The organism is Arthrobacter sp. UYCu723, from assembly GCF_054059215.1.
The window spans coordinates 2,283,419-2,295,043 of record NZ_JBSSBW010000001.1 but is presented as its reverse complement, the minus strand read 5'-3'; the positions used below and the strand labels follow the sequence as shown (position 1 = coordinate 2,295,043).

The 11,625-nt window shown below is 66.9% G+C and carries 9 protein-coding genes and 1 pseudogene; 3 read left to right on the top strand and 7 right to left on the bottom strand.

Translation table 11 applies throughout. The features are described from left to right. Positions 1-70: 70 nt before the first annotated feature. The 3 genes from ACVWZ8_RS10745 to ACVWZ8_RS10735 form a co-directional block, all read right to left on the bottom strand. The gene (locus ACVWZ8_RS10745) at positions 71-1,408 is read right to left on the bottom strand and encodes an ABC transporter substrate-binding protein (protein WP_426979340.1); all 1,338 of its coding nucleotides are present in this window, start codon (positions 1,406-1,408) and stop codon (positions 71-73) included. A gap of 68 nt (positions 1,409-1,476) precedes the next feature. Then, the gene (locus tag ACVWZ8_RS10740; protein ID WP_426979341.1) at positions 1,477-2,469 is read right to left on the bottom strand and encodes a carbohydrate ABC transporter permease; all 993 of its coding nucleotides are present in this window, start codon (positions 2,467-2,469) and stop codon (positions 1,477-1,479) included. Between the two features lie 12 nt (positions 2,470-2,481). Continuing rightward, positions 2,482-3,447, bottom strand: coding sequence for a carbohydrate ABC transporter permease (locus ACVWZ8_RS10735; protein WP_426979342.1), 966 nt, complete (start codon positions 3,445-3,447; stop codon positions 2,482-2,484). Between the two features lie 215 nt (positions 3,448-3,662). On the opposite strand from ACVWZ8_RS10735, the pseudogene ACVWZ8_RS10730 reads away from it, so the two are divergent. Both ACVWZ8_RS10730 and ACVWZ8_RS10725 read left to right on the top strand, forming a co-directional pair. Next, positions 3,663-4,501, top strand: a pseudogene (locus ACVWZ8_RS10730) (Gfo/Idh/MocA family protein). A gap of 5 nt (positions 4,502-4,506) precedes the next feature. After that, entirely contained in the window at positions 4,507-5,553 is a 1,047-nt protein-coding gene (locus ACVWZ8_RS10725; RefSeq protein ID WP_456504631.1) for a LacI family DNA-binding transcriptional regulator, read from the top strand. A gap of 47 nt (positions 5,554-5,600) precedes the next feature. On the opposite strand, the gene galE is transcribed toward ACVWZ8_RS10725, so the two are convergent. The 3 genes from galE to galT are packed head-to-tail and all read right to left on the bottom strand — an operon-like array spanning position 5,601 to position 8,919. Further along, positions 5,601-6,614, bottom strand: coding sequence for a UDP-glucose 4-epimerase GalE (gene galE / locus ACVWZ8_RS10720; RefSeq protein ID WP_456504630.1), 1,014 nt, complete (start codon positions 6,612-6,614; stop codon positions 5,601-5,603). After that, positions 6,611-7,783 carry a galactokinase gene (galK, locus tag ACVWZ8_RS10715; protein WP_456504629.1) on the bottom strand — a complete coding sequence of 391 codons (1,173 nt, stop codon included), beginning with the start codon at positions 7,781-7,783 and terminating at the stop codon, positions 6,611-6,613. Before galK ends, galE begins: the two co-directional genes overlap by 4 nt. Further along, a complete protein-coding gene (gene galT / locus ACVWZ8_RS10710) occupies positions 7,780-8,919 on the bottom strand; it encodes a galactose-1-phosphate uridylyltransferase (RefSeq protein WP_456504628.1) in 1,140 nt (379 codons plus the stop codon). Before galT ends, galK begins: the two co-directional genes overlap by 4 nt. A gap of 187 nt (positions 8,920-9,106) precedes the next feature. Between galT and ACVWZ8_RS10705 the strand changes: the two genes are divergently transcribed. Continuing rightward, positions 9,107-9,919, top strand: a complete 813-nt coding sequence (locus ACVWZ8_RS10705) for a DeoR/GlpR family DNA-binding transcription regulator (protein ID WP_456504627.1) — start codon at positions 9,107-9,109, stop codon at positions 9,917-9,919. Between the two features lie 91 nt (positions 9,920-10,010). On the opposite strand, the gene ACVWZ8_RS10700 is transcribed toward ACVWZ8_RS10705, so the two are convergent. Continuing rightward, positions 10,011-11,486, bottom strand: a complete 1,476-nt coding sequence (locus ACVWZ8_RS10700; protein ID WP_456505938.1) for an FGGY-family carbohydrate kinase — start codon at positions 11,484-11,486, stop codon at positions 10,011-10,013. Positions 11,487-11,625: the final 139 nt, after the last annotated feature.

Here is an 11,625-nt window from a genome sequence, read left to right as displayed (position 1 = left end):
TGCCGCCGCCGCGAGGAGGCGGCGGCACCCGGGCGGGTGGCTGCGGGCGGCGCCGCAGTCAGGCATGGGCCTACTTGAAGAGGGCGTTGACCTGGTTGTTGGCTTCTGTGAGCGAGCTGGCCGGCTTCTTGCCGGAGAGGACGGCGTCCATGGCCGGCTTCATGATGCCGTCCACCTTGGCCGCCTTGTCCGCGATCGGGAACAGGAACGTGGTGCTGTCCTTGACGTGGGTGGTGAAGGCGGAAACGTCGGTGCCCTTGTCCGCGAAGGCCTTGGCGGCGATCTCGGAGGAGCTGCTGACGGCCGGGAACACTACGGCCTTCTTGGCCACGGCGTCCTGGCAGGCGGTGGAACCGAGGTATTCGACCCACTTGACCGAGGCGGCCGGGTTCTTGGTGCCGGCCCAGACGGAGTCGGCCAGGCCGTTGAACATGCTGGCGCGCTTGCCTTCGGGGCCCTTCGGGGTCGGGGCGAACGCGGTCGCCACACCCTTGTAGCTCTGGTACTGGCCGATCAGCCAGTCGCCGGTGGTGTTGATGGCGGCCTTGCCGGCACCGAAGTTGTCCGCCAGGCTGGCGCCGACGGTGGTCTCGAGCTTGGGCATGTAGCCCTTCTCGGTGAGGCCGGCCCACCAGGTGATGGTGTCCTGGAACCGGGGGTCGTCGTAGTTGAACTTGGTGCCCCACGGGTTCTTGTCCGTGGCGGTCCAGCCGGTGGTGCCGGTCAGGAAGCTCCACTCGGTCTGTCCCTGGCCGGAGCCGCCGCCGGCCAGTCCGAGGCCGTAAACCGCGACGTTGTTCTTGTCGAAGCCGGCCTCGTCGCCGCGGGCGCCGTTCTTGTCCACGGTCAGGTGCGCGATTGCCTTCTCGTAGCTGCCGCCGTCCTGCGGGTTCCAGTCCAGGTTCGCCATCTGCTCGGCGGTCAGGCCGGCGGAGTCCGTCATGGCCTTGTTGTAGAAGAGGCCCACCGTGTCCCAGTCCTTGGGCAGGCCGTAGCGCTTCCCGTCCTGGCCGACCCACAGCTCGGGGAGGCCCTTGGTGTAGCTGTCCAGCTTGATGCCGTCCTTGGCCACGGCGTCATCGAGGGAGAGCAGCTGTTTCTTCGCGGCGTACTCGGGGTACTTGGAGAGGTGGTTGGTGAAGACGTCCGGGGCCGTGCCGGAAACAAAGCCGTTGGTCAGCGTGGTCCAGTAGTCGTCCCAGCCGCGCTGGGTGATCTTGACCTTGATGTCAGGGTTGGCCTTGGTGAAATCGTCCGCGCACTGCTGGTAGGCCGGGAGCTGGTTGGCATCCCAGAGCCAGTAGTTGATTTCGCCCTTGGCTTCGGCGGATGGGCCGGAACCGCCGCAGGCGGAGAGGGAGAGGGCGATGGCTGCGGCGGCAGCGACGACGCCGATGGTCTTCTTCATGGTGGACCTTTCGTGGAAGTGCGTGTTGAGGGGGCGTGTGTTGGGGGGCAGTGCGTGTTCGGTGGTCGTTACTTGATGCCGGAGAAGCCGATGGAGTTGACCACCCGTTTGCCGAAGGCGATGAAGAGCAGGAGGACGGGCAGGGCGGCGACCAGGGTTGCGGCCATCAGGCCGGACCAATCGGGGGCTCCCTGCGGGGACTGGGACCTGAAGACGCCCAGGCCGACGGTGAGGACGCGGACGCTTTCGTCCTGGCCCACGAGCAGCGGCCAGAAGTACTCGTTCCACTGGCCGATGAATGTCAGGAGGGCCAGCGTGGCCAGCGGCGCGGCGGCGTTGGGCAGCACGATCTGGAAGAAGATCCGGAGGTGCTTGGCGCCGTCGAGCATGGCCGCTTCCTCCACTTCCCGTGACATGCTCAGGAAGAACTGCCGCAGGAAGAAGATGGCGAACGGGGTCATGAAGAGGAACGGCAACGCCATGCCGGCGAAGGTGTTGAGCAGGCCCAGGTTCTTGATCATGACGAAGTTCGGCAGCGCGGTGAAGATCGGCGGGACCATCATCGTGGCGAGGAACAGGGAGAACACCACGTTCCGGCCGGGCCACCGGAGCCGGGAGAAGGCATACGCGGCCATCGCGCTGAAGAACACCTGACCGGCGGTGGTGACGCTCGCGAAGATGATGGAGTTGCGCAGGTAGAGCCAGAAGTTGATCGCCGCGCCGGAGCCGCCGTCGGCGATGGCCTCCTCGGGGCTCTGCAGGCCGAGGACCCGTTTGAAGGCGCCCAGGCTGAAATCGGCGGGAAGCAGGTTGCCGGCGTTGGCGGCGAGTGAGTGGTTGCTCGACAGCGCGGTGCGGAGCATCCAGAGGAACGGTGCCACCGTCACGGCGACGGCGACGGCGACGAGGGTCCAGGCGCCGACGCGGCGCCAGTTGACGGGCTTCCGGTTGACGGGCTTCCTGTTGACGGCCTTGCTGGGGACGGACTCATCGCGGACGGACTCACCAGGGACGGCGGTGGTGCCGACGGGCTTTTTGCGGGAAAGGGCGGAGGTAGTCATGGCTGGGTTTCCTTAGTCCAGATCCGATTCGTTGCCCTTGAGGAACTTCATCTGGACGAAGGCCACAAGAGCGAGAATGACGAAGAGAATGACGGACAGTGCCGAGGCGTAGCCGAAGTCGGATTCACCGAAGGCCTTCTGGTAGATGTACATCTGGATGACGCGGGAGGCATTGATGGGGCCGCCGCCCGTGGTCACGGCCACGGTGTCGAAGACCTGGAAAGAGCCGATCACGGTGACCACCAGGACCAGCACCAGCACGGGGCGCAGGAGCGGCATCGTGATGCTCCAGAAGGTCCGGGTGGGGGACGCGCCGTCGAGCGATGCGACTTCGTAGACGTGGTTGGGGATGGACTGCAGGCCGGCGAAGATCAGCAGCGCTGTGTATCCCATGTGCCGCCACACGTTGACGCCGGCGATGGTGGGGATGGCCCATTGCTCGCTGCCGAAGAAGGCGATGCGGGGCAGGCCGAGCCAGCTGATCAGCTCGTTGACGATGCCCATCTGGTAGTCCAGCATCCAAAACCACAGCAGGGCGACGATGACGTTGGCCACGAGGAACGGCAGCAGCAGTGCGCCGCGAATAAGCGTGGACTTGGCGACCCGGTGCATCAGGAGGGCCAAACCGAGAGCGATGATGGTCTGGAAGCCGATGTTGAGTCCGACGTACTGCACGGTCACTCCCATGGCGTTCCAGAACAGCTCGTCGCCGAAAATGGCGGTGTAGTTCTTGGTGCCGATCCAGGTGGGGTCGCCCAGGATGCTGTATTCCGTGAAGCTGAGGTAGATGCCGCGCACCGTGGGGACCAGATAGAACGCGACGAAACCGATCATTGCCGGGAGGATGAACAGCAGGGCGATCCGGAGATCGCCGAGGCGGCGTCCCCTGCCGGTTTTTCCGGCCCTGCCTGCCTTTCCGCGATGCGAGGGCTTGGATCCGCCGGCCACAGGATCCGGAAGCTTGGTGATGGTAGTCATCGTTGACTCTTCCTGGTGGTGTGATGTGGATAACAACTGGAACATGAATCTACACGAGTAGATTCAGACCAGCAAGTAGTTTTCCGCTATTTAACAAGACATTCTCCGGCGGATGCGAAATTGATTGACTCGAGTAGATTCCGGTGGGAAACTGTCCGGAAGCCCCCGGGCGGGCATCCGGCCCGGTTGCCCGGGCGGATCAGGAAAGGTAAACAATGACGTTTTCAATCGGAGTAGTCGGTCTTGGCCAGTTCGGCGGCCATTTCGCCCACCTCTTCAAGCTCCACCCCGGAGTCAGCGAGGTATACGCCGTCGACGAGCGGCCGGAACGCGCCGCGGCCGGCCGGGAGCAGTGGGGGCTGGATGGCACCAAGGGCAGTTTTGAGGAACTGCTGGCGTCCGACGTCGACGCCGTCGCCATCTTCACCCAGCGCTGGACGCACGGTCCGCTGGTGGTGCAGGCCCTGCGGGCCGGCAAGCACGTCTACTCCGCGGTCCCTATGGCGGTCTCCGAGGAGGAGATCGCACTGATCATCGAGGCTGTCCGCGAGACGGGGCTGGTCTACGCCATGGGCGAGACCAGCTACTACGCCGGGTGGGCTACCCCTCGCACCTCCGCGAATCGCGCTTCCGGTTCTTCGGCACCGAGGGGAGCTTCGAACAGCTCGCCAATGTGACCGTGTGGCAGGACAAGAAGGACGTCCAGGACATCTCAGGCCAGATGGAAACCCGGCCCAGCATCCCCCTGGACGATCCGTCCCTGGCCGGCGTCGCCCCGGAACTGCGGGACGCCTTCACTTCCGGGCTTGCGCGGGTGCATGACAGCAGCCGCCTGCCGGAGGAGTTCCGCGGTGCGCCCAACGGGCACGAGGGCAGCCACCAGTTCCTGGTGGACGACTTCGTCACCGCGGTCAACACGGGCACCCTGCCTCCCGTCAACGCGTGGGTCGCGGCACGGTTCACCCTGCCCGGCGTCGTGGCGCATGCTTCGGCCCTGCGTAACGGTGAACGCCTGCCGATCCGTGATTTCGGCGATGCACCGTCCGCCCTGTAGCTAGCATGTATTCCATGACGACTTCGGCAGTGCACACCCCCCGCAGCCCGGTGACCCGCAAGGATGTCGCCCGCTATGCCGGGGTGAGCACCGCCGTCGTCAGCTATGTGGTCAACGGCGGGCCCAAGAAGGTGGCCCCGGCCACCGAGGCCAAGGTCCAGGATGCCATCCGGGTCCTCGGCTACCGCCCCAACGCCGCCGCCCGGGCGCTGAAGCTGGGTTCGAGCGAGACCATCGGGCTGGTCATCCCGGACAACTCCAACCCGTTCTTCTCCCTGCTGGCCCACGCCGTGGAGGACGCCGCCGCCGAGCTCGGCTACGCCCTGCTGCTGACCAACTCGGACGGCAACCTGGCCAAGGAACGGCGGAACATCCGCAACCTCGCCTCACGCCAGGTGGACGGGGTTGTCCTCGCCAGCGTGCTGTTTGAACCGGACCTGGAGGCGCTCGAATCGGCCGAAATCCCCGCGGTGCTCCTGAACCATGGGGGCAACGCCCCAGGCTTCAACAGCGTCGGCGTAGACCTGGCCGCCGGGGCCAAAATGGCGGTGGACCACCTCATCGGCCACGGGCACACCAATATCGCCCTGGCCATGGGCACCAACGTCGCCAACGACTTTGACCGCCGCGAACATGGCTGGCTGCAGGCGCTCACCGCGGCCGGGCTGCCGGAGGGCCCCATTGTCCGCGGCGACTTCACCCGCTCCGGCGGGTACGCGGCGGGGCAGCGGCTGCTCGCCTCGCCCAACCGGCCGACGGCGATCTTTGCCAGCTCGGATATGCAGGCCATCGGCATCCTGCGGGCCATCCACGAGGCCGGACTCAACGTCCCCGGCGACATCGCCCTGACCTCCTTCGACGGCTCCGCCGAGGCCGAATACAGCTGGCCCGCCCTGACCACGGTGGAACAGCCGGTCCGGATCATGGCCGAGGCGGCGGTGAGCGCCCTGGTGGGGACGTCCCGCGGCCAGGAGCCGGAACAGCGGATCTTCCCCACGGAACTGCGGATCCGGCAGTCCTGCGGCTGCGGGGTCCGGGGCCCCGGGGCCTAACCGGGGCCCCACGACTTAGCCACGAGTGAAACCAACGCAGGGAAGTGCTAGGAGTTATAGCCCTGGGGGTTGTTTTTTTGCCAGCGCCAGTGGTCTTCGCACATTTCGTCGACGGTGCGGGTGGCGGACCAGCTGAGGTCCGCCAGGGCCGAGGAGGCGTCGGCCCAGAAGGCGGGCAGGTCCCCGGGGCGGCGGGCGGTGATCTCGTACGGGATGGTCTTGCCGGCGGCTTTTTCGAAGGCGCGGAGCACTTCCAGCACGGAGGAGCCCGTGCCGGAGCCGAGGTTCCAGCGGTACACCCCGGCCCGGCCGGCGATGTGCCCCAGCGCGGCGACGTGGCCTTCGGCGAGGTCGACGACGTGGATGTAGTCGCGCTGGCAGGTCCCGTCCGGGGTGTCGTAGTCGCCGCCGAAGACCATCAGCTTCTCGCGCCGGCCCACGGCGACCTGGGCGATGAACGGGACGAGGTTGTTCGGGATGCCCTGCGGGTCCTCGCCGATCCGGCCCGAGGGGTGCGCGCCGACCGGGTTGAAGTAGCGCAGCAGCGCGATGTGCCAGCGGGGGTCGGCGGCGCCGAGGTCCGCGAGGATGTCCTCGATCTGTTCCTTGGTCCGGCCGTAGGGGTTGTTCGCGCCGATCTCCATCTTCTCCAGGTACGGGCTGGGGTTGTGCTCGCCGTAGACCGTGGCGGAGGAGCTGAAGACGATCGAGCGGACCTCGTGCCGGTCCATCACGCGGAGCAGGTTCAGCGTGCCGGTGAGGTTGTTGTGGTAGTAGCGCAGGGGTTCGCGGACGGATTCGCCGACGGCCTTCAGCCCGGCGAAGTGGATGACGGCGTCGATCGCGTGCCCGGTGAAGACGGCGTCGACGGCGGCCTCGTCCACCAGGTCCACGTGGTGGAAGACCGCGGCGGTGCCGCTGAGTTCCGCGACCCGGCGCAGGGCTTCCTCGCTGGAGTTCACCAGGTTGTCGATCACCACCACCTCGTGGCCGGCTTCCTGCAGGGACAGCACAGTGTGCGAACCGATGTAACCGGTGCCGCCAGTAACCAGAATTCTCATCGGATGCGCTCCGCTCCGGCGGCCGGCGTGACGGTGAAGATGTCCGGCGCGGTGAACCCGGCTTCCGCGAAGGCGCGGACGACGGCGTCACGGACCTGCCGCTCGTCCTGCTCCGGGGTGAGGGCGATGGCCGAGCCGCCGAAGCCGCCGCCGGTCATGCGGGCGCCGATGGCGCCGTGGGCGCGGGCCGTGTCCACGGCGAGGTCGAGTTCCGGGCAGGAGATCTCGAAGTCGTCCCGCATGGAGGCGTGGCTGGCATCGAGGAGGCCGCCGATGTGGGCCGGGCCCTGGGACCGGAGGGTGTCCACGGCCTGCAGCACGCGGTCGTTTTCGGTGACGATGTGGCGGACCCGCCGGAAGGTGACCGGGTCGAGCAGGCCGCTGGCCTCCTCGAGGTCCGCGACGACGACATCCCTCAGGGCCGTGACGCCCAGGACCTCGGCGCCGAGCTCACAGGACGCGCGGCGGGAGGCGTACCCGCCGTCGGCGTGGGAATGCGAGACCTTCGTGTCGATGACCAGCAGCACGAGTCCGGCCTGCTGCGCCTCGAACGGCACGAGTTCCACGGCCTGGTCCCGGCAGTCGAGGAAGACGGCGTGGCCGCTGGCGCCGCGCAGGGACGCCGACTGGTCCATGATGCCGGTCGGTGCGCCGACGAAGGCGTTTTCCGCATGCTGGGTCAGCCGGACCATCTCCTGGGCGGACAGCCCTGCCCCGGTGAGCTCGTTGAGGGCCGTGATGACGGCGCATTCAATCGCGTGGGAGGAGGACAATCCCGCGCCGAGCGGGACGTCGGAGTCGAGCAGGAGGTCGAAGCCGGGAACCTCGATGCCGTGCTGCTGCAAAGCCCAGACCACACCGAGGGGGTATTTGGCCCAGCCTTTGACGGCGCCCGGTGTCAGTGCGGCGGCGTCGGCCTCGACAAGGCCCTGGTCGCCGAAGGTGGAGAGCAGCCGGATTGTACTGTCGCTGCGGAGGCGGACCGCCGTCGTCGCCCGCTTGTCAATGGCGAAGGGCAGCACGAAGCCCTCGTTGTAATCGGTGTGCTCGCCGATCAGGTTCACCCGGCCGGGGGCGGCCCAGACGCCGTGCGGGGCCGCGCCGAAGGTGGCCTCGAAGCGGTTCTCCAGGCTGTCCGGCTGGGCGTCGGTGCGTGGTGTCGTGTTCATGCGGGGGCGCCTTCCGGGGTCAGGGTGGCCGGGGTCCCGACGCCGGCGGCTTCGCGTAGCCGGGCCGCGACGGATTCGGGGGTCGTGTCGTTGATGAAGGCGCCCATGGCAGCTTCGGAGCCGGCCAGGTACTTGAGTTTGTCCGCGGCGCGGCGGGGTGAGGTCAGCTGGAGGTGCAACTGGCCTGCGCGGCGCATGCCCGGGTCCAGCGGAGCCTGGTGCCAGGCCGCGATGTAGGGCGTCGGCGTCGGGTAGAGGGCGTCGAAGCGCCGGAGGAGCTCGGGGTAAAGCTGCGCCAGTTCGTCGCGTTCCCCCCCGTTCAGGGCGGCGAGGTCCGGGACCTGGCGGTGCGGGACGAGGTGGACTTCCAGCGGCCAGCGGGCGGCGAAGGGGACATAGGCGCTGAATTGTTCGCCTTCGAGGACCATCCGGCTGCCGTCGCTGCGTTCGGCCTGCAGCAGGGAGGAGGTAAGGGTCGCCGCGCCGTCCGAGTTGTCGAAGTATTCGCCGGCCGCGGCGGCCAGCACCGCGGCACGGGGCGTCACGTAGGGGTAGGCGTAGATCTGCCCGTGCGGGTGGTGCAGGGTGACGCCGATTTCCGGGCCCCGGTTTTCGAACGGAAAGACCTGCTTGATGCCCGGCAGGGCGCTGAGTGCCTCGGTCCGGTGGGCCCAGGCATCGACCACCGTCCGGGTGCGGCGCCAGCCGAGTTCGGCGAAGGACCCGGTGTGCTCCGGGGTGAACGCCACCACTTCGCAACGGCCCACGGCGGGTGCGGTGGTGCCCCAGACCGGCGCCGAGGGGATTTGGCTCGCGTCCGGACCGAGCGAGGGGAAGCGGTTTTCGAAGACGGCCACGTCGTAGTCCGGCGCGGGGATCTCTGTCTGGTTGGCCGGCGTCGTGGGGCAGATCGGGCACTGGTCCGCCGGCGGCAGGTGCGTGCGCGCTTGCCGGTGCGCGGCCACGGCCACCCATTCCCGGCTGAGCGCATCGAAGCGCAGCTCGCCTGGCTCGGGGCGGGCGGGCAGGTCCCGGTGGTCCACCAGGGATTCCGCGGGGCGCGCGGCTGATCCGGCGTCGTCAAAGTAGAGGATCTCGCGGCCGTCGGCCAGCCGGGTCATCGTGGTTCGCGTCATGGTCTATTTGTACACGATAAAACATTTTCAAACAATAGAACACATAATGAATCAGGAAGCGGGCAGTCTCCCTGTGTGCGCAGGGAAGAATAGGATGTGCAGGAGTAAGCCGGAGCAGTCGCCGTCGTCCGTTCCCGCAGCACTCATTCCCCACGCCAGTAATTCAAGACGCCAGTAAGGACAAGAAATGCTTGCCGCAGCCCGCCACTCAGCCATCGTCGCGGAGGTCCAGCGCGAGCGGATCGTCCGCGTCGCGGACCTCGCCCGGCTGCTGGGCGTGTCCCTCATGACCGTCCGGCGGGACATCGAGATACTCGACGCGGCCGGCGCCGTGGAAAGGATCCACGGCGGGGCCAAGCTCCCCGGCGGCGTGAGCACCCACGAGCCCGGCTTCGAGCTGAAGGTGACCCAGCTGCAGGAGGAAAAAACCGCGATCGCGCACGAGGCCGCCGGCCAGGTCCGCGAAGGAATGGCGGTGGGGCTCAGCGCCGGCACCACCACCTGGGCGCTGGCCCGGCTGCTGGCCGCCGGGCCCCGGATCACCGTGGTCACCAACTCCGTACGGATCGCCGACGTCTTCCACCAGGGCCCCTCCCCGTCCACCGTGATCCTCACCGGCGGCGAACGCACCCCCTCCGACGCCCTGGTGGGGCCGCTGGCCACGGCCGCCCTCAAACAACTGCACCTCGACGTGCTGTTCCTCGGCGTCCACGGCGTCGACGCCGACGCCGGGTTCACCACCCCGAACGTGCTCGAAGCCGAAACGGACCGCGCCTTCGTCGCGGCGGCCCGCCGGGTGGTGGTGCTGGCAGACCACACGAAGTGGGGCATCCTGGGCATCAGCACCATCGCCGGCCTGGACGACGCCGACGAGCTCATCAGCGACGACGGGCTGCCCGGCGAAGCCCGCCGGATCCTCAGCGAACGCGTCGGCCGGCTGCGGCTGGCCGCCACCGGCGGTACTGCCGAGACGGCCGTCGCCGCCGCCGTCGCCGGGTAGACGCCGGCGCCACAGATGCGTGACGAAGGGCCCTATGAAGGCGTGATTCAAGAGCTTGACCACCATCGGGTGCGCAGACGCATTTCTTGTGTCACGGCGAAGCAAGATCAACGAGTCGGTGGGTAACCGAAGCCGTGGACTCGTAAAGCTCCCGGTACAGCCCGTAGAGAGTTCCATATCTCGCCGACGATTCCTCGCGCGGCCGGGTCACTGAGACGATGGGGTTCCAGTCATCGATAGCAACTGAGCCCAGCGCGTCCGCGGCCAGATAGGCGGCTCCGAAACTGGCCCCGATGGTCACAGAAGGTGTCTGCTGTTCCAAGCCGGTAACGTCAGAAACGATCTGGGTCCACAGGCCACCCTGTGTGCCGCCGCCAACGGAGATCGTGCGTCGCACGACTCCGCCCATGCCTGCCAAGGCCTCAACGTTGTGTCGGACTCCAAACGCGGTTGCCTCCAGAGTGGCCCTATACAGGTCGCCACGGGTGTGGTCCAAAGTGAGTCCAGCGACAAGTCCACGGGCATTCGGATCCGCTACGGGTGTGCGCTCCCCCGCAAAATACGGGAGCATGAGCAACCCCTTCGCCCCGGGGCCTGAGTTATCTGCCTCGGAGAGCAGAGTTGAAAAGTCAGGGGAACCAACCATCTTCCGAAGCCAGGCTGTGATGGCACCGGACGTTGCCATGCCGCCGGCCAGGTTGTAAGTACCCGGCACCACGCCGACCGTGCCCCACAATGAGGACGATGTCGCTCTTGCCTGCAGAGTATTTATCAGGAACATGGTTGTGCCGTACATCAACATCAAATCGCCTGGCCGCTGGGCGCCCACACTCACTGCTTCCGACCAGGCATCAATTGTTCCGCCGATGACCGGCACACCCTTCGGGATGCCTGTCCTGTCCGAAGCCACCGCATTCACGTGGCCGACAATGTCTCCGGGCCAGACAAGCCGGGGCAGATCGATGGACTGAATCAGCGGATCCGCAAACGGCGGATACCACTCGTGCGCGGACGTGTCATACATGGGCGTACACTGGCTCGCCGAGTGATGGTCGAGAATGTATTCGCCCGTCAGCTGATAAGCCAGCCAGGAGCTCGGCATGAAGAGCATGCGGGCGCGTGAAGCGATGCCCGGTTCGTGATCGGACAGCCACGCCAGCTTGGGCCCGACAGCCTGGGTGGACAGCGCTGATCCGCACCGATCAACGATCGATTGCTCACCGAATTGCCTGTTAATGTTGGCAATCTGCTCCACGGCCCGGGCGTCGATGCCGTAGAGGATCGCGGGACGAAGTGCCCTGGCATACTCATCCGCAACAAGGACGCAAGGTCCCATGCCGCTGACCCCGACTCCTACTACGCGGACGTTTTCCGTAGCTGTCAGCTCACGGGAAATGTCAATGAACTCCTGCCACCAGATGGCAGCGTCCATTTCCACATGCCCTGGAGCTGGTCTGGACACCTCGTGATCGCGCACTGCTGTTGCATGAATCGTGCCGCCGAAATCGACCAGTACGCCCTTGCTGCTGGACGTGCCGATATCGATGCCCAGGACAACGTCCCGCATCACTTGCCCACCGCCCGAGGTCCGTGGCCCGCCCTCGACGAAAGGGCGGCTCGAACATTGATCACATTGTGGCGGAAGTCCGCCCCGCGAGCCTTGAAAATGACGATCATCCTTCCACAGGCCGAAGCCCGGCCGGTCA

Coding starts and splice junctions, on each gene's coding strand:
- ACVWZ8_RS10735 (WP_426979342.1), bottom strand. CDS start 3,447: ATGACTACCATCACCAAGCTTCCGGATCCTGTGGCCGGCGGATCCAAG.
- galT (WP_456504628.1), bottom strand. CDS start 8,919: ATGACGCGAACCACGATGACCCGGCTGGCCGACGGCCGCGAGATCCTC.
- ACVWZ8_RS10725 (WP_456504631.1), top strand. CDS start 4,507: ATGTATTCCATGACGACTTCGGCAGTGCACACCCCCCGCAGCCCGGTG.
- ACVWZ8_RS10740 (WP_426979341.1), bottom strand. CDS start 2,469: ATGACTACCTCCGCCCTTTCCCGCAAAAAGCCCGTCGGCACCACCGCC.
- ACVWZ8_RS10745 (WP_426979340.1), bottom strand. CDS start 1,408: ATGAAGAAGACCATCGGCGTCGTCGCTGCCGCCGCAGCCATCGCCCTC.
- ACVWZ8_RS10705 (WP_456504627.1), top strand. CDS start 9,107: ATGCTTGCCGCAGCCCGCCACTCAGCCATCGTCGCGGAGGTCCAGCGC.
- galK (WP_456504629.1), bottom strand. CDS start 7,783: ATGAACACGACACCACGCACCGACGCCCAGCCGGACAGCCTGGAGAAC.
- ACVWZ8_RS10700 (WP_456505938.1), bottom strand. CDS start 11,486: ATGCGGGACGTTGTCCTGGGCATCGATATCGGCACGTCCAGCAGCAAG.
- galE (WP_456504630.1), bottom strand. CDS start 6,614: ATGAGAATTCTGGTTACTGGCGGCACCGGTTACATCGGTTCGCACACT.